At 42.2% G+C, this 22620-nt stretch carries 22 protein-coding genes, 1 tRNA gene, 1 other RNA gene and 1 other annotated feature; of the genes, 20 read left to right on the forward strand and 4 right to left on the reverse strand.

Going from position 1 to position 22620, the window contains the following annotated elements; genetic code table 11:
* The first annotated feature begins 441 nt into the window (after nt 1-441).
* The 3 genes from AC25Y6_RS18960 to AC25Y6_RS18970 all read left to right on the forward strand — a co-directional run bounded on the left by AC25Y6_RS18960 (nt 442) and on the right by AC25Y6_RS18970 (nt 3975).
* Complete coding sequence (locus AC25Y6_RS18960) at nt 442-918, forward strand: glutathione peroxidase (protein ID WP_482103432.1); 477 nt, start codon at nt 442-444, stop codon at nt 916-918.
* A gap of 106 nt (nt 919-1024) precedes the next feature.
* Nucleotides 1025-2488 carry an IMP dehydrogenase gene (guaB, locus tag AC25Y6_RS18965; RefSeq protein WP_488144112.1) on the forward strand — a complete coding sequence of 488 codons (1464 nt, stop codon included), beginning with the start codon at nt 1025-1027 and terminating at the stop codon, nt 2486-2488.
* Between the two features lie 98 nt (nt 2489-2586).
* Nucleotides 2587-3975: a serine hydrolase gene (locus tag AC25Y6_RS18970; RefSeq protein ID WP_482106570.1), complete on the forward strand. Its 1389-nt coding sequence runs from the start codon at nt 2587-2589 to the stop codon at nt 3973-3975.
* A gap of 19 nt (nt 3976-3994) precedes the next feature.
* Here the strand turns inward: AC25Y6_RS18970 and pdxR are convergent, their stop codons facing one another.
* The gene (gene pdxR, locus AC25Y6_RS18975; RefSeq protein ID WP_488144113.1) at nt 3995-5410 is read right to left on the reverse strand and encodes a MocR-like pyridoxine biosynthesis transcription factor PdxR; all 1416 of its coding nucleotides are present in this window, start codon (nt 5408-5410) and stop codon (nt 3995-3997) included.
* Nucleotides 5411-5523: 113 nt separating this feature from the next.
* Here pdxR and pdxS point away from each other — a divergent pair, with 113 nt between their 5' ends.
* The 5 genes from pdxS to serS all read left to right on the forward strand — a co-directional run bounded on the left by pdxS (nt 5524) and on the right by serS (nt 10505).
* Nucleotides 5524-6390 (forward strand): pyridoxal 5'-phosphate synthase lyase subunit PdxS, encoded by an 867-nt coding sequence (gene pdxS / locus AC25Y6_RS18980; protein WP_488144122.1) that lies wholly within the window; start codon nt 5524-5526, stop codon nt 6388-6390.
* 196 nt (nt 6391-6586) lie between these two features.
* Complete coding sequence (locus tag AC25Y6_RS18985) at nt 6587-7111, forward strand: RNA polymerase sigma factor (RefSeq protein WP_488144114.1); 525 nt, start codon at nt 6587-6589, stop codon at nt 7109-7111.
* On the forward strand, nt 7092-8171 hold the full coding sequence (locus AC25Y6_RS18990) for a hypothetical protein (protein WP_488144115.1): 1080 nt from the start codon (nt 7092-7094) through the stop codon (nt 8169-8171). Before AC25Y6_RS18985 ends, AC25Y6_RS18990 begins: the two co-directional genes overlap by 20 nt.
* Before the next feature lie 75 nt (nt 8172-8246).
* A complete protein-coding gene (locus AC25Y6_RS18995) occupies nt 8247-8819 on the forward strand; it encodes an NUDIX hydrolase (protein WP_488144116.1) in 573 nt (190 codons plus the stop codon).
* An 81-nt stretch (nt 8820-8900) separates the two neighbouring features.
* Nucleotides 8901-9117 (forward strand) — a binding site (T-box leader).
* A 110-nt stretch (nt 9118-9227) separates the two neighbouring features.
* Nucleotides 9228-10505, forward strand: coding sequence for a serine--tRNA ligase (serS, locus tag AC25Y6_RS19000; RefSeq protein WP_488144117.1), 1278 nt, complete (start codon nt 9228-9230; stop codon nt 10503-10505).
* Nucleotides 10506-10526: 21 nt separating this feature from the next.
* Here serS and tadA read toward each other — a convergent pair whose 3' ends face one another.
* Entirely contained in the window at nt 10527-11030 is a 504-nt protein-coding gene (gene tadA / locus AC25Y6_RS19005) for a tRNA adenosine(34) deaminase TadA (protein ID WP_488144118.1), read from the reverse strand.
* A gap of 320 nt (nt 11031-11350) precedes the next feature.
* Between tadA and AC25Y6_RS19010 the strand changes: the two genes are divergently transcribed.
* The 3 genes from AC25Y6_RS19010 (at nt 11351) to AC25Y6_RS19020 (ending at nt 13521) form a co-directional block, all read left to right on the forward strand.
* Complete coding sequence (locus tag AC25Y6_RS19010; protein WP_482106577.1) at nt 11351-11998, forward strand: deoxynucleoside kinase; 648 nt, start codon at nt 11351-11353, stop codon at nt 11996-11998.
* Complete coding sequence (locus AC25Y6_RS19015) at nt 11985-12653, forward strand: deoxynucleoside kinase (RefSeq protein WP_482103441.1); 669 nt, start codon at nt 11985-11987, stop codon at nt 12651-12653. Before AC25Y6_RS19010 ends, AC25Y6_RS19015 begins: the two co-directional genes overlap by 14 nt.
* 208 nt (nt 12654-12861) lie before the next feature.
* Nucleotides 12862-13521, forward strand: a complete 660-nt coding sequence (locus AC25Y6_RS19020) for a hypothetical protein (protein WP_488144119.1) — start codon at nt 12862-12864, stop codon at nt 13519-13521.
* Between the two features lie 43 nt (nt 13522-13564).
* On the opposite strand, the gene AC25Y6_RS19025 is transcribed toward AC25Y6_RS19020, so the two are convergent.
* Nucleotides 13565-14935 carry an aspartate kinase gene (locus AC25Y6_RS19025; RefSeq protein ID WP_488144123.1) on the reverse strand — a complete coding sequence of 457 codons (1371 nt, stop codon included), beginning with the start codon at nt 14933-14935 and terminating at the stop codon, nt 13565-13567.
* A gap of 157 nt (nt 14936-15092) precedes the next feature.
* On the opposite strand from AC25Y6_RS19025, the gene AC25Y6_RS19030 reads away from it, so the two are divergent.
* Genes AC25Y6_RS19030 through thrB form a run of 3 tightly spaced genes read left to right on the forward strand, consistent with a single transcriptional unit; the run spans nt 15093 to nt 18339 of the window.
* On the forward strand, nt 15093-16388 hold the full coding sequence (locus AC25Y6_RS19030) for a homoserine dehydrogenase (protein ID WP_482103443.1): 1296 nt from the start codon (nt 15093-15095) through the stop codon (nt 16386-16388).
* Nucleotides 16388-17446, forward strand: coding sequence for a threonine synthase (gene thrC, locus AC25Y6_RS19035; RefSeq protein WP_488141546.1), 1059 nt, complete (start codon nt 16388-16390; stop codon nt 17444-17446). Before AC25Y6_RS19030 ends, thrC begins: the two co-directional genes overlap by 1 nt.
* Nucleotides 17446-18339: a homoserine kinase gene (gene thrB / locus AC25Y6_RS19040; RefSeq protein ID WP_488141547.1), complete on the forward strand. Its 894-nt coding sequence runs from the start codon at nt 17446-17448 to the stop codon at nt 18337-18339. Before thrC ends, thrB begins: the two co-directional genes overlap by 1 nt.
* A gap of 132 nt (nt 18340-18471) precedes the next feature.
* Here the strand turns inward: thrB and AC25Y6_RS19045 are convergent.
* Nucleotides 18472-18564 (reverse strand) — tRNA-Ser (locus tag AC25Y6_RS19045).
* A 117-nt stretch (nt 18565-18681) separates the two neighbouring features.
* Here AC25Y6_RS19045 and ffs point away from each other — a divergent pair.
* From ffs to AC25Y6_RS19075, 6 genes are all read left to right on the forward strand, one after another.
* Nucleotides 18682-18948, forward strand: an RNA gene (gene ffs / locus AC25Y6_RS19050) — signal recognition particle sRNA large type.
* Nucleotides 18949-19222: 274 nt separating this feature from the next.
* A complete protein-coding gene (dnaX, locus tag AC25Y6_RS19055; RefSeq protein ID WP_488144120.1) occupies nt 19223-20980 on the forward strand; it encodes a DNA polymerase III subunit gamma/tau in 1758 nt (585 codons plus the stop codon).
* Between the two features lie 21 nt (nt 20981-21001).
* Nucleotides 21002-21322, forward strand: a complete 321-nt coding sequence (locus AC25Y6_RS19060) for a YbaB/EbfC family nucleoid-associated protein (RefSeq protein WP_482103447.1) — start codon at nt 21002-21004, stop codon at nt 21320-21322.
* 11 nt (nt 21323-21333) lie between these two features.
* Complete coding sequence (gene recR, locus AC25Y6_RS19065) at nt 21334-21930, forward strand: recombination mediator RecR (RefSeq protein WP_488144121.1); 597 nt, start codon at nt 21334-21336, stop codon at nt 21928-21930.
* Between the two features lie 13 nt (nt 21931-21943).
* Nucleotides 21944-22156 carry a YaaL family protein gene (locus AC25Y6_RS19070; RefSeq protein WP_482103449.1) on the forward strand — a complete coding sequence of 71 codons (213 nt, stop codon included), beginning with the start codon at nt 21944-21946 and terminating at the stop codon, nt 22154-22156.
* A gap of 55 nt (nt 22157-22211) precedes the next feature.
* Complete coding sequence (locus AC25Y6_RS19075; protein WP_482103450.1) at nt 22212-22475, forward strand: pro-sigmaK processing inhibitor BofA family protein; 264 nt, start codon at nt 22212-22214, stop codon at nt 22473-22475.
* Nucleotides 22476-22620 lie beyond the last annotated feature (145 nt).

Genomic DNA, 22620 nt, shown 5'->3' on the forward strand with positions numbered 1-22620 from the left:
GTAAAGTCATTGCCTTCGGGTAATGGCTTTTTTTATGTTTATATAGACCTTAACCGAAGGTTATATTGAACTAATTCAATGGAATGCGAGATAGGCGAGGGACAGTAGAGTTCGAGGAAGCGAAGGTAGGAGGATTGAAGCCTATGAGATACGTGAGAACCGGACGACGCCGATCTCAAAGTAAAGTCACTGCCTTCGGATAATGTTTTTTTATGTTTATATTAGATCGTCAGTTTATAATCCTAATGAGAGTGAAATAGATCATAGTTAGTTCTGGTAAAAAAATTCTATAAACCAGTTGAAATATCGTACTAGACATACTGTACCGTAGACTTAATAAATTGAATATCTGTGTTACATAACTTCACAATCCTGAATCCTTGTAATTATGTCTAGTTCAGCTTACTCTTTAAACACAATCGAAAAAGGGGGTATGAATCTATGGATTCAGTCTATAACTTTTCAGTGAAAAAAACGAATGGTGAAATTCAAGCGTTGGAAGACTTTAGAGGAAAACCTTTAATTATTGTAAACACAGCGAGCAAATGTGGGTTTGCCAATCAGTTCAAAGAATTACAAGAGATATATGAGGAAAACAAAGACCAAGGTCTCGTCATACTTGGCTTTCCATCGGATAACTTCAATGATCAAGAATTCGATGATATCGAGAAGACGATGGAGTTTTGTGAAATCAACTTTGGGGTAAACTTTCCAATGTTTGCTAAGATAGATGTGAAGGGTGAACATGCTGAACCACTATTTACATTTTTGACTTCTCAAAAAAAGGGGTTGTTATCAGAGGGCATCAAGTGGAATTTTACGAAGTTTCTTATTGACAGTGAGGGGAATGTAGTGGAAAGGTTTGCACCGCAAACTTCACCGCTAAAAATGAAGAAGTCCATTGCGAAAATTATTTAGCGAATAATAGCAATACTTTTACTTATCACCACTACCTTGACAGTCATTGCGACCGCTGATAACATTTTAATAATATTCAATTGAAACTAATAGGAGGTTTGTTGGTATGTGGGAAACAAAATTTGCACGTGAAGGGCTGACATTCGACGATGTGTTGCTAATACCGGGACCTTCAGACGTATTGCCCAAAGATGTATCACTTTCCGTTAGTCTAACCGATAAAGTAAAGTTAAATATTCCAGTTATCAGTGCGGGAATGGATACAGTAACGGAGTCTAAGATGGCAATTTCCATGGCCCGTCAAGGCGGACTAGGTATCATTCATAAAAACATGAGCATTGAAGAACAGGCTGAACAGGTAGTCACGGTAAAACGATCTGAAAATGGTGTAATTACAAATCCATTTTTCCTGTCACCTGAACACCAGGTTTTCGACGCTGAACATCTCATGAGCAAATATCGTATTTCTGGGGTTCCGATTGTAAATAATACCGAAGAATTAAAGCTTGTCGGCATACTGACAAACCGCGATCTACGTTTTATCCAAGATTACTCACTTGTCATTGATGATGTAATGACGAAAGAGAATCTTGTGACGGCTCCTGTAGGTACTACATTGGAAGATGCTGAAAAGATTTTGCAAAAATACAAAATTGAAAAGCTTCCGATTGTTGATGAAAATGGTATCCTCAAAGGTTTGATTACGATTAAGGATATTGAAAAAGTAATTGAATTCCCAAATGCAGCGAAAGACAAGCAGGGTAGGCTTCTGGTAGGTGCTGCAGTTGGCGTTACGACTGACACAATGCAACGTGTTGAAAAACTTGTGAATGCTGAAGTTGACGTAATCGTTATTGATACAGCACACGGACATTCCAAAGGTGTTCTGGATGTAGTTGCTCAGATTAGGTTAGAGTTCCCGGAACTTAATATTATCGCTGGAAACGTTGCAACAGTGGAAGCTACACGCGCGCTCTATGAAGCAGGCGCTGATGTTGTAAAAGTAGGTATTGGCCCAGGGTCGATTTGTACGACACGTGTTGTTGCCGGTGTCGGAGTTCCACAAATCACAGCCATCTATGAATGTGCTTCAGAAGCACGGAGGCAAGGAAAGACGATTATTGCTGATGGCGGGATTAAGTATTCAGGCGATATCGTTAAAGCACTAGCAGCAGGAGGACATGCTGTTATGCTTGGAAGTCTTCTTGCCGGTACGACAGAAAGTCCGGGAGACACTGAAATATTCCAAGGACGCCGTTTTAAAGTGTACCGTGGAATGGGTTCGATCGCCGCGATGGAAAAGGGATCAAAAGACCGATACTTCCAAGATGATGCGAAAAAACTTGTACCGGAAGGAATCGAAGGACGTATGCCTTATAAGGGTTCACTTTCAGATACAATTCATCAGTTAGTTGGTGGAATTCGTGCAGGCATGGGTTATTGCGGTACAAAAGATTTGCGTGATTTGCGTGAAAAAGCACAGTTTATCCGTATGACGGGTGCAGGCTTACGTGAAAGCCATCCACACCAAGTACAAATAACAAAAGAAGCTCCAAACTATTCACTTTGAGTTTTGAGTACAAATGAAGGAACTTCAGCACCTCTCCTGCGTCTACATATGAGCGGAAAGGTGCTTTTTCGGTTTAGTTCCCATGGAGTAGCATAAATATGATAAAATGGTTTTGGGGAAATAGCAACGACGGAGGTATTACGGTGAAACGAAAAATGAGACAATTGGTGGCATTCATGTTAATGCCGCTACTGCTACTAACGACACTCGGTACAGCTCCAGCTCAGGCAGAATCAGCACTTGGCATTTATGTCGACGGCGCAATTCTAATTGATGCGGAAAGTGGTAAAATACTTTATGAAGAAAATGCAGATACGCCACTTGGTATTGCAAGTATGACAAAGATGATGACTGAGTATATTCTTTTTGAAGCAATCGAGGAAGGTACAATAAGTTGGGATCAGGAATACAAAGTGAACGATTATACATATGCCGTTTCACAGGACCTCCGTCTCAGTAATGTACCGTTGCGGAGAGACGGCACATATACAATTCGAGAGCTGTATGAAGCGTTAGCGATTTATTCCGCGAATGCAGCTACAATTGCAATTGCTGAAACGATTGCGGGCACAGAAACTGAATTTCTGAAGCTGATGAATGCAAAAGCTAAAGAAATGGGTTTGAAAGATTATAAATTTGTCAATTCGACAGGCTTAAATAATAAAGACCTTCAAGGGATGCATCCGCAAGGGACGGGCAAAGAGGATGAAAACGTCATGCCCGCAAAGTCGGTTGCAAAGCTTGCCTATCAACTGCTAAAAGACTACCCAAAAGTGTTGGAGACGACGAAAATCAATTCGAAAGTATTCCGTGAAGGTACGTCCGATGCAACTAAAATGGACAACTGGAACTTCATGCTTCCAGGGTTTGTCTATGAATATGAAGGCGTCGATGGTTTGAAGACAGGTACGACCGACTTTGCAGGTCACAATTTCACTGGAACGGCAACACGTGACGGTAAACGAGTGATTGCAGTTGTTATGAAAGCGGTGGATGCAAAGGGAGAAGGTTCGTACAAAGCAAGATTCGATGCGACGCGTGCGCTGTTCGATTACGGTTTTGGCCAATTCTCTGAAGTGGAATTTGTTCCTGCGGGCTATCAATTCAAAGATGCAAAAACACTTGACGTCATCAAAGGGAAAGAAAAGACCGTTGCCATCGAGGTAAAGGAACCCATTAGCATGATGGTGAAAACAAGTGAAAAAGATTTGTTTGTACCTGAATTGGTAATCGATGAGTCCAAAATGAAGGACGGTGCACTCCAAGCACCAATCAAAAAAGGAACAGTTGTCGGTCATGTGAATCTCGTGAAAACAGAAGGCACTGATTACGGTTTCATAGATTCTGAAAATCCAGCAGCTGAAGTTGTGACGAAAGAAGCTGTTGAGAAGGCCGGCTGGTTCTCGCTTACAATGAGTGCGATTGGCGATTTCTTTGTAAGTATATGGGATGGTGCAATCGGATTTATAAAAGGTTTATTTAAATAAAAGATTAGGCGGGGAATCCTTAATTGGATTCCTCGCCTTTTTTAATGGACCATGCACGCATGAGGTTTTCGATTCCTAGTTTGATGGCATCCGTTGAAAGACCACCGAATCCGAGGAGAAAGGAAGGCTCACCTGCCACTGGTGCTGTCCTGTAGTCATTTAAACCATACACCCGGATCCTATTTTCTAGGGCTATTTCTGATAAAGCCTTTTCATCTTTGGACATATGAACGGTAAGGATGATATGCATGCCTGCTTCATCGCCTGAAAATGAAACGTAAGGAGCGTAGGGAAGGAGCGCTTCCGTTAATCCTGAAAGTTTACGTCTGTATATTTTGCGCATCCGGTTCAGATGGCGTGAAAAGTGTCCACCAGCCATGAAACGGGCGAGGATATGCTGATCAAGCCGCGGTACTGTAGCCGAGTAGTGGATAAATGCTTTTTCATATCGATTGAGTAACAGTGGGGGTAGCACCATATATGCAATCCGCAGAGATGGCATCAGTGATTTTGAAAACGTGCTCAAATAGATTACGTTGCCGCCTTTATCCATACCTTGCAAAGAAGGGATTGGTCGTCCCGTATATCGGAACTCACTGTCATAATCATCTTCAATAATAAAATGGTTGTCATCCGATGAAGCCCAGTTCAGCAAGGCTGTCCTACGTGCCGCTGAGAGGATAATACCTGTAGGGAATTGATGTGAGGGAGTGACATATGCTATGGACGCTCCTGAGTCCTGTAGGGACCCTACATCCATCCCTTCTTCATCGACTGCAATTGGAATTGCTTCTCGGTAGTTGTGGAAAAAAACATGGTGAGTCAACGGATAGCCGGGATCTTCAATTGCGTACGTCGCTTCTGTCCCAAGGATCCGAATAACAAGCGGCATGAGCTGTTCTGTCCCGGATCCGATGATGATTTGCGCTGCAGTGCAGTCAACACCGCGCGAATGATACAAATAGCGTGCAATCTCTTGTCGAAGCTCCAAATCTCCGTGAGGGTGCCCAAGAAGAAGGAGATCACTGGACGATTCATCGATAACATCTTTTGCGTACTTCCTCCACTGTGAAAAAGGGAATGACCCCGTGTCGATTTTACCCGGAGAGAAGTCAAAAGTTACATCTTCAATCTTCTTGGCAAGTGCTTCCTCTGAAGGTTCAACCGGTTGGACGTAAGCAAGCTCTTCAATTTCCTGTACATAAAAGCCTTTTCGAGGTTTTGATGAAATAAACCCTTCCGCTGCGAGCTGTGCATAGGCAAGTTCAATCGTTGTCTGACTTACAGATAGAAAATCACCAAGCTTACGTTTGGAAGGAAGTTTCATACCGACCGGTAATTTACCTTCTGTTATGTCCTGTCGAATCTGATTATAAATTTGCTCATATAACGGGGTTTCCGTACTTTTCTCTAATTTGATTAATAACATTTCCACAACAATCACTCCAACTGACCCCTCTAATTTGTTTGAGACTGGGGGTTTCAATAAGGTCATATTACATTATACTGAACAATAAGAAAAGAAGTTGCGCCTGTTAAGAGGCGACAATAAAAAAAGGGGAAATGAACATGAACTTTAAATATGGCGGCGTCATAATGGATGTCATTAATGCAGAGCAGGCAAAAATAGCAGAGGCGGCGGGTGCAATCGCAGTAATGGCACTTGAACGTGTCCCTTCCGATATTAGAAAAGCGGGCGGTGTTGCGCGCATGGCGGATCCACGCATCATCACGGACGTACAAGGCGCTGTTTCGATTCCGGTCATGGCGAAGGCGCGTATCGGACATATTTCAGAAGCACGTGTTCTTGAAGCATTGGGTGTTGATTACATTGACGAAAGTGAAGTACTTACGCCAGCTGATGAAGAATTCCACTTGTTGAAGAATGCTTACAACGTACCATTCGTCTGCGGAGCACGTGATTTAGGAGAAGCAGCACGGCGACTTGGAGAAGGCGCTAAAATGCTTCGTACGAAAGGCGAACCGGGAACAGGAAATATCGTTGAGGCAGTACGTCACCTTCGTATGGTCCATGCACAAGTGACGAGACTCGTTCATATGAACGAAGATGAAGTTATGACGGAAGCTCGCAATCTTGGTGCGCCATATGAAATTCTACTTGCGATTAAAAAGCACGGACGTCTTCCCGTGACAAACTATGCTGCTGGTGGTGTGGCGACACCAGCGGATGCTGCACTCATGATGGAGCTTGGCGCAGACGGCGTATTCGTAGGTTCGGGTATCTTTAAGTCAGAGAACCCTGAGAAATTTGCACGTGCCATTGTAAAAGCAACTGAAAACTTTAAAGACTACAAACTGATTGGTGAACTATCCAAAGACATCGGCGAACCGATGAAAGGTTTGGAAATTGGTACGCTTCAAGCAGAAGAGCGTATGTCTGAGCGCGGTTGGTAATAAATAAAACTGTATTATAAATTGAAGAGGATAATATGTTCAGTATACGAGCATATTATCCTCTTCTTTTTTTATTTTTAAGAGCCTTTTTGCGACCGAATTTTATTACTTGCGTCTAAGTATATAAGTTGAGTCAAAGAATTTCTTAGAATAAGTTTTTCCACATATCTAGTAGGAAGAGGGGAGATGGAAATCCGTGAATATCCAAGAAACTGTAGCATTATGGTATGACGATTATGGTGAAGCTATATTTACATACATCTTGATGATGGTGAAAGACTATCAGCACGCGGAAGATTTAACACAGGAAACATTTATGAAAGCTTATCGAAAGCATTCAACTCTTTTACATCAATCGAGTGTGAAAACATGGTTATTTAGCATTGCTCAAAATACCACGAAAGATTACTTGCGTAAAAAGAATCCGTTGCGACACTATTTGGATCTATCATTGAATGATCGTGATTTAGCACCTTTACCGCATGAATTGATGGAAATGGACGAACAGGAAGTAGTCTTGACTCATGCCTTACAAAAATTGAAACCGTCTTACAGGCAAGTGATCGTTCTGCGTAAGCTAAAAGAGTTTTCGACGAAAGAAACGGCTGAAATTTTGGGTTGGTCAAATAGTAAAGTGAAAAGCACATTACAACGAGGTTTACAGGAATTAAAATCCAAGCTGATAGAAGGGGGATATGACTATGAAGCACTCATTCGATGATGAGCTAAATAACTCTTTTGATAAACTAAATCAAAACCTTCGTATGAAGCCAGAGTATCAAGAACAACTGCGAAAGCGTATTTTGCTCGAGAGTAAAATGGCTATAAAGAAAAAACCATCCAACAAAAAGATTTTGCTTTCAGTGGCCGTCGCTCTTCTATTATTATTGGCAAGTTCACCATTGTATTCCTCAACAATGGCCTCTTTGGCAGCGAAAATCTTACCCCTTCAAATCCCGGTGGGCGACACTTCAGCTGTCGATTCGCTCCATTCAAAGATTATGGAGATTCTTGAACGATCGGGGTATGAGGCATCATCCGTTGGTTCAAGGCCAAATCCTTATACAATTGAAATCGTATTGATGAAAGGTGAAGACAGTCTGGTAACAATGAAGAAAGTGCTGGTACCTCAACTTGAGCAGGTTTTATATGACCTAGGCATCGATCAATATCAATTAAACATTACTCAAATTAAAGGTAGTGAAGAGTTACCGGAAAAACATCATAAAATGAGTCAGCTAATGGACAATGTAGGTGCTGTTATTCGCGATGCATTCGTAACTTACGGTTACCCCGAATTGGCTGAACAAGTTACATACGGCACTACAGAAGAATTTTCTTCATACACAATTGAAATCGATATGCCAGATCATGTGAAGGAAGCGGAGGCAATCCAAAACTTCGTTATCGAGGAAATTGATGAAGATGAATTAGACATTAAGGATGTTAAATTACGTTATTACAATGCAGCACATCGTAGCCAAGATAATCGCTGGTCATATATTGCAAGCAATATTCATGCAGCATTAGCCGGCAAGTCCATTTACAATGTGACGGGAATCAGCTATAAGGTAAAAGACGGCATGACAGATATTTGGATTAAAACAGCATTACCAGAAAATGCAGACGAACAAATTATTTTAGAAATTGAGGCAGCCCTTCAGACGTATTTAGCATCAAAAGAAATTAAGGATACGCTTAAAAGCGACAACTACACGATTCAATTAGTGAATAAAGAGAAAATCATCTTATTACAGGTTACAAATGTATCTAGAGAGTAGTTGAGATAGGGTCGTTTTAATAACCATCTTCATTAAAAAAGGATGGTCTCGTTATACTTGAAAGGAATGATTAGAATGGAACGCTTAAAAGTTTTTGATGAAAACTATCTCTACTTGAGAGATGAAAGTAGAGATAATGTACATCGCGATGGATTATGGCATGAAACGTTCCATTGCTGGCTACTGGACGAAAAGTTTGTTTATATTCAAAAAAGGAGTAACGTGAAAAAGGATTTTCCTGGTTTGTATGACATTACTGCCGCGGGGCATATCCTTTCAACTGAAACAGTGGCAGACGGTGTCCGGGAAGTGGAAGAGGAACTGGGCATTGATGTTGAGTTATCGAAGCTGCATTCAAAAGGCGTCGTTCAAGATCGCATCGAACTGTCAAACTTTATTGATCATGAGTTTACGAACATCTTTCTGTATAAATCCACCTTGAGGGCAAGCGATTTTTCTTTGCAATTGGAAGAAGTTGAAAGTATCCATGTCGTGGAGAGGCGAGCCTTGATTCAACTATTTTTGTCAGAAGTCACGGCAGTGAACTGCAGTAATATCCATGACGGGACGTCGGTAGTAATCAGTCTGAATGATTTTGTCCCCCATGAAACCAGCTATTTTGAGCAAGTTGCATTATTCCTTGTGTGATTAAAGAAGACAGTGAATACATCCTTATCTGAATGACTTGCCAAAAAATCAGCCATGTAGTAAAGTTGTTATAATTTCAAACACGAGACGATGATGGGAATTAATAACAAGAATGTTCTTTTGCAGAGAGCCGGCGGTTGGTGCAAGCCGGTATAGACACTTGTGAATCCGTCCCTGAGTAGCTGGGCTGAACCATTTAGTAGGCCTGAGCCGGCAATTGAGCCGTTATTTCAATGGAGTGGATTGGACTTTTGTCCAGTCAATTTGGGTGGTAACGCGGGTAGTTCTCGTCCCTTTTATAGGGATTCGAGGGCTTTTTTTGTTGTCTGGCTCCAAGACTCCAGGTGAACACGCTGTTTTCGTCACCTACCTACCATCCTCGTCTGAAAAAAAAAGGAGGAAATAGCCATGTTAGATATTAAAAAAGTACGAGCAAATTTCGACGAAGTGAAAGAGAAGCTATCTAAACGCGGGGAAGATATTTCCCAACTTGATAAATTTCAAGATCTCGATGAAAAACGTAGAAAACTGATTGCAAACGTTGAAACTTTGAAAGCAGAGCGCAATGAAGTATCTAAAAAGGTAGCTGAAATGAAGCGCAATAAAGAAAATGCAGATGATGTTATTAAGCGGACGCGTGAAGTCGGGGAAGAAATCAAAAAACTCGATGAAGAACTACATGTGGTGGAAGAAGAATTGGATTACATCATGATGCGTATTCCTAATATCCCGCATGACAGCGTACCTGTCGGCGATAGCGAAGACGATAACGTAGAAGTGCGTACGTGGGGTGAAAAACCTGACTTCAAATTCGAGCCGAAGCCCCACTGGGAACTAGGAACGGATTTAAATCTTCTCGACTTTGAACGTGCTGCAAAAGTAACGGGAAGCCGTTTCGTTTTCTATCGTGGGTTGGGAGCGCGTCTAGAGCGCGCATTGATTAACTTCATGCTTGACCTCCATATCGAAGAACATGGTTATGAAGAAATGCTACCTCCTTATTTGGTAAACCGTACAAGCTTAACGGGTACTGGACAGCTACCCAAATTTGAAGAAGACGCGTTTTTGGTCAATGAAGAGGATTACTTCCTCATTCCCACTTCTGAAGTACCTGTCACGAACTTCCACCGTGATGAAATTCTAAATGCAGCGCAATTACCAGTCGCATTTGCTGCATACAGCACAAATTTCCGTTCAGAAGCGGGATCAGCTGGTCGGGATACACGCGGTTTAATCCGTCAGCACCAGTTCAACAAGGTCGAGCTTGTTCGTTTTGTGAAACCGGAAGATTCTTATGATGAACTTGAAAAGCTGACGGGGCACGCAGAAAAAGTATTACAATTGTTGAAATTGCCGTATCGTGCCTTGAAAATGTGTACAGCCGATTTAGGATTTACAGCTGCTAAAAAGTATGACTTAGAAGTATGGATTCCTACACAAAACTTGTACCGTGAAATCTCATCTTGTTCTAACTTTGAAGATTTCCAAGCGCGTCGTGCAAATATTCGTTTCCGTCGTGAAGTGGGTGCGAAACCAGAATACCTTCACACATTGAATGGCAGTGGTCTTGCAATAGGACGTACTGTGGCGGCCATTCTTGAAAACTATCAACAAGAAGACGGTTCTGTCGTTATTCCTGAAGTTCTACGTCCCTATATGGGCGGAAAAGAAGTCATTACATTGTAAAAGTAAAAATCGTGCAAGGCGTCATTCGACGCCCTGCACGATTTCTTTTTTCGTTCTCTTTTTCCGTTCACGAATCGCCCTGAAAAATGCCGTCAGCATCTCCCCGCACTCATCCGCAAGTACGCCTTCAACCACATCACATTCATGATTAAATCGAGGGTCGTTCAATAAGCGATATAACGAGTCAACGCAACCACCTTTCGGATCACGGGCACCGTAGACAACGCGCGGGATTCGGGATTGTAGAATCGCACCTGCACACATTGGGCATGGCTCGAGTGTCACGTACAACGTTGTATCTTCAAGCCGCCAACTGCCGATTTCGCTACATGCATCCTGAATGGCGGACAACTCCGCGTGCGTGACGGCGTTTTGGGTGGTTTCCCGTAAATTATGCGCCCGTGCAATCACTTTGTCGTCATGAACGATGATTGCGCCGATAGGCACTTCACCAAGCGCTTGTGCTTTCATCGCTTCGTCAATTGCCATCTGCATGTATAGCTGGTCTTTTTTAAAGGTATTCAAAGTCATCTCTCCTTGCAAACATTGTAGCATTTTATAGGTGAATGTAGGTTGGCTTTCTAAACAGTCGCTTGCGCTTTTCGATTGTCTAGCTACAGCAGCCAGATACTCAGGTCATAAGTCGGCACGGCTGCGCTGCAAAAAGCGCCGCTTCACTGTTCCGTCTTATGCCTGTCGCATCTAAGCGGCCGCTTTCACTTTTCAATTGTTCCACGTGGAATAATTTTGTTGGGCAATTAAGATAATTGTGCAATCTATATTTCATTTCAGTCGTGTGATAAAATGAAGAGCATTACATAATTACGACGTAAGGAGGACTTCTGATGTCTGTTCCGTTCATAGCGGTCGAAGGCCCGATTGGGGTTGGGAAAACATCACTTTCCAAAGCCATCGCTGATACGCAACAATTTCATCAACTAAAAGAAATTGTGGATGAAAATCCATTTTTAAATAAATTTTACGATAACATCGAGGAATGGAGTTTCCAGACTGAAATGTTTTTTCTATGTAATCGATACAAACAGCTCAGTGATACAAATAAAGAACTATTGATTGAACAGAAGCCGGTTGTTGCGGATTATCATATTTTTAAAAACTTAATTTTTGCGAAAAGAACACTAAGTCCTGGAGAGTATGTGAAGTACGAGGAAATTTATATGATTTTGACGAAGGACATGCCTATTCCTAACATCATCGTTTATTTACATGCGAGTCTAGATACACTGATGAAACGGATTTCACTGCGTGGTCGCGATTTTGAGAAAAATATGGATCCTGCTTATTTACAGCAGCTCGCAGAAGATTACGAAGCGTTTATCACATACTTTGAAATAGCGCATCCTGAAATTCCCGTTCTTAGGTTCAATGGGGATCATCTAGATTTCGTTAATAACGAAAAGGATTTACAATTCATACTAGACACTGTTGATGCAACGATACAAAAAGGAGACAAATTGAATGAACTTACGTGAAAAGTACGGCATCCCTCAAAACGCTGTTATAACAATCGCAGGGACAGTCGGCGTTGGAAAATCTACAATGACACAGGCACTTGCAGAAGCGCTCAAATTCAGAACATCATTTGAAAATGTCGATCAGAATCCATATCTCGACCTTTTTTACAATGACTTTGAAAAGTGGAGCTTCCATCTACAAATTTATTTCTTGGCAGAACGTTTTAAAGAGCAGAAACGGATTTTTGAATACGGTGGTGGCTTTATCCAAGACCGTTCAATTTATGAAGATACAGGAATTTTTGCGAAGATGCATATGGAAAAAGGGACGATGAATCCAGTCGATTATGATACGTACACCAATTTGTTTGAAGCGATGGTCATGACGCCTTACTTCCCACACCCTGATTTGCTCATTTACCTGGAAGGGCCATTGGATGGCATTATTGCGCGAGTCAAAGAGCGAGGACGCCAAATGGAACAGCAGACGCCAATTGCATACTGGGAGGAAATGTACGGGCGTTACGAGAATTGGATAAATTCGTTCAACGCTTGTCCCGTATTGCGCCTTGATATTAATGATTATGACCTTGTTGCTAATCCACTAGAAGTGGAGACAATTATAGAACGAATCGGTCATGCACTTGAGCAGACAGCACTTTTGAAGAAATGAACAATATTGTAACGAAGCAGCCTTTTACATAGGCTGTTTTTTTTGACTAGACTTCGGGTTTCTTTCGCTTTTATAATCTCACAAGTTAGATTCAATTCGAATACGATGTAATGTTTACACCTACAAAATTTGTTGTTGAACACCTCTTTCAAATACAAGGATGCGGACAACTTTGATTGTAACTGCGATGGAAAGGAGCGATTGAGAAATGAACCCAAATTCCGACAGACTAGTTAATATGGCTGGTAAAGGTGAACGTTATTCGCAATATACAGCGCCGGTCAGATATATTCTCAATAATAAAGACGATTTATATGGTCGAAGTTGCATAAGTAAGGGGGAGTTCGATTTTATCAGTATGAATCGTCTTCTTTGGATGGAGCATGTCAACTGGACGAGGATGACGATTATTAGTATTGTGTTCGACTTACCGGATTTACAGTTTGTCCAAGAACGTCTTTTGCAAAATGCAACCGATTTGGGGAATTGTTTACGGCCCTTTTATGGCGATAAAATCGCAGACAGATACACAGAGCTTATTAAAGAACATTTAGTACTAGCTGCTGAATTAGTAACAGCAGCAACAAAAGGGGATGCGAAAACAGCGGGAGAAAAAGAGAGGCAATGGTATCGTAATGCCGATGACATTGCAGGTTTTTTAAGTAGCATTAATCCGTATTTGGTGAGGGAAGAAGTTAGAAGTATGTTTTATACACATTTGGCTTTAACGAAAGTTGAGGCGGTTAGCATGATTCAAAAAGAATTTAAGGCTGATATAGTAGTATTTGATACAATCGAAGCGCAAGCACTAGAAATGTCAGATATGATTGCAAATGCCATTGTTAGACAATTCCCATATCAATTTTGATGAAAAAAGGGCGCATCATCTATATTAGATGATGCGCCAACCATTAAATTGACAATATAGCAGACTTCAGAAAAAATTCAGCATACAGTTCTTTTAATATCTTCGTCTCGTCTGCTTTATGAACGCCAAAGACAAGGCTGACTTCAGAAGAACCTTGGTTGATCATTTGAATACTGGCACCTGTACGTGCGATTGCGGAGGCAGCACGGGCAGCAAGTCCAGTGGAATGTCGCATTCCTTCTCCCACAAGGACAATCATAGAGTAATTGGAATGCATATGTACATGATCTGCTTTCAGTTCCTCTTTCACTCGACGTACAATCCGTTCTTCTTTAGCCGCGTTGAGAAATTTACTACGAATGATGACCGACAAGTTGTCGATACCCGATGGCGTATGTTCAAACGGAATTTCTTCTTCCTCTAGAATTTGCAGTAACTTCCGTCCGAAACCAATCTCTTGGTTCATTAAATACTTATCAACGAAGAGTGTTGAGAATCCACTGTCTGCAGCAATGCCGATTACTGGCTTCGCAAAGTAGTTTCTCTCATTGACAATAAGTGTACCGGGAGCTTCTGGATTATTGGTGTTTTTAATGCATACAGGAACGGAGCGGCTGAATGCGGGCATAAGCGCTTCATCGTGGAAAACAGAGAATCCAGCATAGGCCAATTCCCGCATTTCACGGTAGGTCATTTTTTCGATGCCGACAGGGTTATCTACTACGTTCGGGTTGGCTGCAAAGACTGAATCGACGTCCGTAAAATTTTCATACAGCTCGGCTTGTGTCGCGGCCGCTAATAAGGACCCTGTAATATCCGACCCGCCTCTGTTGAAAGTACGAAGTGTGCCTTCTTTTGTGTAGCCAAAAAAGCCTGGGAAAACAATAATGCCTGGTTTATCTCGTAATTGTACTAGACGATCATCGCCTTCGGGCAGCGCACGTACCCGCTCAGGCCGTTCGTTCACAAGTAGACCGGCCTCTTTTGGACAAACATAGTGTGCATCCAATCCAATATGTGCAAAATAGGCTGCAATCAGCTTCGCATTGTTATCTTCTCCTGATGCTTTCAAGCAATCCGTAAATAGGTTAGTGTCATTTTTATCGTTATTTAGACGTTCCCGCAAGTCATTTTCGATGACAGAGATAATTTCCATTGAAAGACCTAGTCCAGTGGCAATCTGTTCGTATCGTTCTACTACTTCTGCCAATTCATTCTGTGTGTCTTCTTCCTTAAGAGCCTTTTCAGCAAGTTGAATAAGTAAGTCTGTTACTTTTTCATCTGTGCTGAAGCGTTTGCCCGGTGCTGAGACAACAATGATTTTCCGGGACGGATCAGCAGAAACGATTTGTGCGACTTTTTTTATTTGGTCGGCAGACGCAACTGACGTTCCACCAAATTTACAGACTTTCATATTCATCAAATCCAATCTATTATATAATGGGTTAATTCTATCAATTTAGTGACTTTATCATAAATGGGTTGTTAATGTCCGAATATTTCACTATAATGTCCTTATGCAAAGAACAATTGTTTTTTCATAGTGTACATACAGTTAGGGGAATCGTCAAATGAAAAATGAAATTAACATTGGACTATTAGGATTCGGAGTTGTAGGGAGCGGAGTGGCTAAAATTTTGCTGGGGCATCAAAAAGACTTGCAACATAAACTCGGCGTAACTGTGAAAATTAAGAAAGTTCTCGTGAAAAACTTATTTAAAGAAAGGGATACGATGCTCTCTTCAGATGTATTTACTTCAGATCTGGATGAAGTAATCGGTGATCCCTCTATTGATATAATAGTTGAAGTGATGGGCGGCACCTTTGAAGCGAAAGAGGCGATTGAACGCTCTCTCAGGGGTGGAAAAGGTGTTGTAACGGCAAACAAAGATGTCATGGCTGAATCGGGACTTGAGTTATTGAAGTTGGCTGATGAAAATAAGTGTGACTTATTTTACGAAGCGAGTGTCGGCGGTGGGATTCCGTTAATCCGTACTCTCGAGGACGGGCTAGCTTCAGATCGGATACGTGCATTGACGGGTATTGTGAACGGGACTACAAACTTCATATTGACGAAAATGAAGCATGAAAAAATGTCGTATGAAGATGCATTGGCAGAGGCGACGGCACTTGGTTTTGCAGAAGCGGATCCATCAGCGGATGTAGATGGAATTGATGCGGCGCGTAAAATGGTCATTTTGGCGTCGCTGTCATTCTCCACAGATGTCCGGCTGGAAGATGTATTTGTCCGAGGGCTGAAGGAAATCAGAGAAGGCGATTTAGAACTCGCGGAGCAGTTTGGCTATACAGTTAAACTGGCGGGATCAGCCAAAAAGAATGAAGATGGTGTTGAAATAGCGGTTGAACCCGTATTTTTCCCGAATTCTCATCCCTTGGCATCGGTAAACAATGAATTCAATGCGGTATATGTATACGGGGACGCGGTTGGAGAGACGATGTTTTACGGACCTGGCGCAGGGTCTTTGCCGACTGCAACTTCTGTAACAGGAGATATTATCGCAGCGTGCCGAAATTTACTCTTAGGTGTAAATGGCAAAAGGTTGCACGCACCACAGTATGAACGACAAGTGAAAAGCGACAGTGCTAAATTCGCACGTTACTTCCATCGTATTCTTGTGAAAGACGAAATAGGTGTTCTGACCAATTTGACGTCCATATACAGCAAGCATGGTGCGAGTTTAGCGACAGTCGTTCAGCATTCTGACAAAAAAGAAGCGAACGCAAACCTTATCTTCATCACACACCAAATTTCGCGCCAACAACATCTTGATATTGTAAACGAATTGAATGAAACACCTAATGTGATCGGCGTAATGAGCCATTACCGGGTAGAGGGGGAAGAATGATGAAAAGATGGAATGGATTAATCGCAGAGTATAAAGAATGGTTACCGGTGACGGAGAATACGCCTGAGCTGACGTTGCAAGAAGGAAATACTCCTCTCATTCATATGAAGAATTTATCCGAACAATGGGGAATTAACCTTTACGTGAAAACGGAAGGGACGAATCCAACAGGTTCTTTTAAAGATCGCGGTATGGTCATGGCAGTCGCAAAAGCGAAAGAAGAAGGGAAAAAGGTTCTAATTTGTGCATCGACAGGCAATACATCTGCATCGGCGGCGGCATACGGCGCGCGTGCTGGAATGCGGACAATTGTTGTTATTCCAGAAGGTAGAATCGCTCTTGGTAAACTTGCACAGGCAAAAATGTATGGAGCAGAAATTGTAGAAATCGAAGGGAACTTTGATGATGCGCTTAATATGGTCCGTGCGGCAGGCGAGGGAGACGTTGCACTGGTAAACTCGGTTAACCCTTATCGTTTAGAAGGTCAAAAAACCATTGCGTTTGAAACGATAGAGCAACTTGGGAAAGTACCGGATATTTTTGCGCTTCCGGTTGGAAATGCAGGTAATATTTCTGCGGCATGGAAAGGATTTAAAGAATATGCAGATAAGAAAGGAACTGCGAAGCCGGTTCTTCTTGGTGTACAAGCCGATGGAGCCGCACCGATTGTTTATAATCGCGTATTCGAAAATCCTGAAACGGTTGCGACTGCAATTCGGATTGGTAATCCGGCGAGTTGGGAACTGGCCAATGCTGCATTATCAGAATCAAATGGAACTGTTCTCGCTGTAACGGATGAGGAAATCTTGGAAGCATACAGTTTAATTGCCTCTTCAGAAGGTATATTTGCAGAACCCGGTTCATGTGCTTCAATCGCGGGTGTTAAAAAGCAAGTAGAAAATGGCTTGCTGAAGAAAGGTTCAACTGTAGTCGCGATATTGACGGGTAATGGTTTAAAAGATCCGGAGACAGCGATTGAAGTGAATAAAGAAAAGCCAATGATGACTCGTGAACAATTTGATGCGTTTCTTAATGGGTTGAAAGCGGGGAAAGCATAATGGATGGATCCAGTTTTTCCGTCGTAGTTCCTTCATCGACGGCAAACCTTGGTCCGGGCTTTGACAGTATCGGGCTTGCACTAGATCTTTATATGACTATTGATGTAACGCCTGCAGAGACTTGGAAAGTTATCTATGAAGATGACGGTTTTGAGGGTTTGCCGACCGGAGAAGATAATTTGATTGTCAAGACTGTTACAGATATAGCCGAGCGCAATAATCGTGAGGCACCGGCTTGTTTGCTAATCGTTCGTTCGGACATTCCGCTTGGCAAAGGACTTGGAAGCAGTGCAACGGCAATTGCGGCAGGTATTGAAATTGCAAATCAACTACTTAAGTTGAATCTTACAGCCAAGGAAAAGGTATTGCTGGGAAGTGAGTATGAAGGGCATGCGGATAATATTTCGGCTGCACTTCTAGGAGGAGTGACGATTTCCTACTTTGATGGTGTAGAAATAGACACTATTCATATTCGTGAACCGCAAATGGGGGCTGTAATTCTTGTACCGCCTGAAGCTCTACTAACGGAAGCCTCCAGGGGGCTATTGCCAAAAGAGTTATCATATTCGGAAGCAGTGCTCGGCAGTGCAGCTGGAAATGTGCTTTCCGCGGCAATTGTACATGGAGATTGGAAGACTGTAGGACGCATGATGGAAAAGGACATCTTCCACGAGCCATATCGGAAGGAATTGTTCCCAGAGTTTGAACGAATTCGTGAAAGCTGCCGGGAGTATGGTGCGTATGGCATGACAATCAGTGGTGCGGGTCCCTCGTTATTTGTAATGGTGGAACAAGGTCGAGAGCATGAATTAGCTAAACAATTGGCGAGCGATTTTTCTTACTATAACTGTATTGCTGTCAGACCATCTGTTACAGGTGCTGTGATTAATTGAATAGATATCAAAAAAGAAGCGGGCCCGTTTAAGGGCTTCGCTTCTTGAGGTTTAACTGATAAAATTGGCAAAATAAAAATTCGTTATCTGCTAACGAATTAGACTTCAAGCATATGTAGTTCGTTGAAAAAATGGAGGAGGTAGAGGGATTCGAACCCCCGCGGGATTTGACTCCCCTGTCGGTTTTCAAGACCGATCCCTTCAGCCGAGCTTGGGTATACCTCCGTATCAACAATTCATAATTTATCATGTATGAATTAGAGTGTCAACAGTTTTCGACGAAATAGAACAAATTTGTTTTTGAATTGATTTTTTTGCTTATGGGATGTATACTTAGAAATGCCGTGCTAGGTGGGGAGATAGCGGTGTCCTGTAACTTGCAATCCGCTCTAGCAAGACTGAATCCCTTCCCGAGGCTGTCCGTATTGTAGGGTCTGCCTCTTGCACGCAGTGTTGACGTTTGGGTCCCGCGCAATGGGAACCTATGAATCATGTCAGGTCCGGAAGGAAGCAGCATTAAGTAGAATTTCTCATGTGCCGCGGGGTCGCCTAGACCGAGCTGGCGACAGGAGTAACGCTTATGTGCGGCTGTCGAAGGAAGGTGCACGGCTTTAAATTTATAATCCAACTCGTCCATTTCTATGGGCGAGTTTTTTGTTGCGTATAAAGCTAAAAAGCTCTTGTATTACGGATTACTATTTCTGTGGAAAGATATAGTTCAATCCCTCCTCGTTAGTCTAAAGTCTACAATGGAGTGTATTGAGTAAGCTCAATACACAGTTTGGGCGCAATCATACCGAGGTGTGATTGAATAAGAGATTCACGTATGTATTTGTGCTATACTAGATACACTAGCGCATTGCGTCAAAAGGAGAGGAAACTGTTGGTGTATCAAGCTTTTTACCGTGTATATCGGCCTCAATCTTTTGCTGAGATGTCCGGACAGCAACATGTGAAACAGACACTTCAGAATGCCCTCCTTCATAATAAAACGACACATGCATATCTTTTCTCAGGTCCGCGGGGTACAGGGAAGACCAGTGCGGCGAAAATTTTTGCAAAAGCATTAAACTGTGAAAATGGACCGGCGAAAGAACCGTGCAACGAATGCTCGACATGTCTCAGTATTACAGAAGGATCTAATACAGATGTCATCGAATTTGATGCGGCGTCTAACTCGCGTGTTGAAGAAATGCGGGACATTATTGAAAAAGTACGATTTGCACCATCGAATGCCCGTTTTAAAGTGTATATTATCGATGAAGTGCATATGTTATCAAATTCAGCATTTAATGCCCTTTTGAAAACTTTAGAAGAGCCACCGTCTCATGTTGTATTCATCTTAGCGACTACAGAACCGCATAAATTGCCTCTGACTATTATTTCGCGATGTCAACGCTTTGATTTTAAACCGATAACCTCTAATGATATTGTGGACCGCATGAAAACGGTTCTTGCAGATGCAGGAATCGAGTCCGATGAAGGTGCTTTGAAAGTAATTGCACAGGCGGCTTCGGGTGGAATGCGGGATGCGCTCAGTATGCTCGACCAAGTAGTGTCCTTCAGTGGAGAAAGAATAACTGCTGATGATGCACTACTTGTAACGGGTTCGATTGGTGAAGATATTTTCCATCAGCTAGCAGATGCATTACATAGCAAAGATGCTGGAGCGATCCTATCATTGCTAGATCGACTTATTGCCGAAGGAAAAGATGTTTCTAGGCTAGCGGAAGATCTAATCACTTTTTTTCGAGACCTTCTACTTCTTAGAACAGCACCAGATTTAAAGGATTTACTTGAGCTTATACCTGGCGATGATCGTTTTGTAGAGATGGCGAAACGATTTGAGTTGGATACGCTATATTTATTTATTGACATACTGGCGAAAACACAGCAAGAAATGCGTTTTTCCAACCATGCCAAAGTTTATATTGAGTCGGCATTTTTGAAAATGATCCATCTTGAAATTCCACTAAGTAAGGGGAGCGGTAGCCAAGTGGTCGATTCCGCGCTTACTGAGAAAGTGGCAGATCTTGAACGGACTATTATGGGGCTGCAGCAACAGATGTCAAGCGGCGGTATGAATACGCAACCAGTCGCTCAACAAGCACAACCGCGTAAAAACGCATCGAAATCTTCGCAAGGCTTTAAAGTTCCAACAGGTAAAATCCATGAGGTTTTAAAAGCTGCAACCAAACAGGACATTAAAACAATTCGGGAAGAATGGGCTGGCATGATGCAAACGATGCAACGATCACATGCTGCACTTCTCGAAGAAACAGAACCGGTTGCGGCATCTGAGAATGCTTTTGTGTTAAAATTCAAATATGAAATCCATTGCCTTATGGCGTCTGAAAATCCTTCACTTCGATCTGGTCTATCAGACGCTTTGCGATCGCGTACTGGGAAAGCGTATGAAGTCGTTTATGTTCCTGAAGATGGTTGGTTGAGTGTGAGGGGAGACTTCATACGAAAAAACGGGCTTGCGAAACAGACAGAATCGGAAAACACTGATGAGGATTCGACAGCAGAAGAAATGCTTTCTTTTGTGAAGGAAGCCGAACAGGAAAATGCCGATCCAATTGTAACTGAAGCGGAAAAGATTTTCGGTAAAGATTTCATAGAAGTGCATGATGATTAAAAAATAGAGGAGGAAACACACATGAAGGGTATGGGAAATATGCAAGGCATGATGAAGCAAATGCAAAAAATGCAAAAACAAATGGCTACAGCGCAGGAAGAACTGAATGAAAAGCGTCTTGAAGGGGCAGCGGGTGGAGGTATGGTGAAAGTCATCGTATCTGGAGATAAGCGAGTTGTTGATGTAATTGTTGATCCGACTGTCGTCGATCCGGAAGATGTGGAAATGCTACAAGACTTAATTGTCATTGCCACTAATGATGCTATGACTAAAGCGGAAGAACTAACGAACTCTACGATGGGGCAATTCACAAAAGGATTGAACCTGCCTGGGATGTTCTAGGAGGTACACAAATGCATTACCCTGAACCAATCTCAAAACTAATGGATAGTTTTATGAAATTGCCAGGTATCGGCCCGAAAACAGCGGGTCGACTGGCGTTTTTTGTCTTAAGTATGAAGGAAGATACAGTGCTTGATTTTGCAAAAGCCCTTGTTGACGCTAAAAGAAACCTTCGCTTTTGCTCAGTCTGTGGACATATTACTGACATCGATCCATGTCACATTTGTCAGGATACAGCACGTGATGGTTCATTAATCTGTGTTGTTCAAGATCCGAAAGATGTTATTGCCCTGGAGAAAATGAGAGATTTCAAAGGGTTGTATCATGTTCTTCATGGTGCTATCTCTCCAATGGATGGAGTTGGTCCTGAAGATATCAATGTTCCGTCACTACTGGTTCGTTTGCAAAATGAAGAGGTTGAAGAGTTAATTTTGGCAACGAACCCTACAATAGAAGGAGAAGCAACCGCGATGTATATTTCGAGGCTTGTGAAACCTTCTGGAATTAAAACAACAAGGATTGCACATGGACTACCTGTCGGCGGTGACCTTGAATACGCAGATGAAGTTACATTATCGAAGGCGCTAGAAGGCCGTCGAGAATTATAGGGGGTCCTCTATAGTGTTTGGGCGAAAGAGTAAGTTAAAAAAAGAGTTTGATGAACGCCTACATTCATTGATGGTTGAAACAAAAGTTGAGTGGGAACAGGCGAGAGACGTTGAAAAGTATCTCAATGAATATGATCAAGAAATTATCACCAGAAGGAAAATCGCGGAAATTAAGCACTTTTACTTATACAAAGAAGCGAAAGCAAGACGGCTAGGAAGTAATTGATATATTTTCACGGGACCGCATACAATGGACCATTCTTATAAAAGAGGTGTATCCCGTGAAGGTTATCAGTATTATCGTTGTTGGGTTGGTTCTTCTTCTATTAGTACTCGTAGACAAAAAGCACATTCACAAAGCGTTAGAACGGTTGTCTGTGTTTTGGTTCCGATTGGCACTTGCGTTCCTAGTTCTTTTTGCAATGAATGTAGCTGGAGGGTTTATCGGTGTCTATGTACCAGTCAATATTACTTCTGGGTTATTACTAGCTGTTTTAGGGATACCGGGAATTGCCGCGCTATGCACTTTTGCGGTACTTTTATAAAAATGTTTTATAAAGTGTTGACTTATCTGTTGAGACGTAGTAATCTTATGTATGTCGCCAGTGAGGCAGACGAAACAATAAGGAATGAAACATAATTCCTAACCAAATGAACCTTGAAAACTGAACAGCAAAACATCAATGAGAT

It is taken from the genome of Sporosarcina sp. Y1004 (assembly GCF_057669665.1).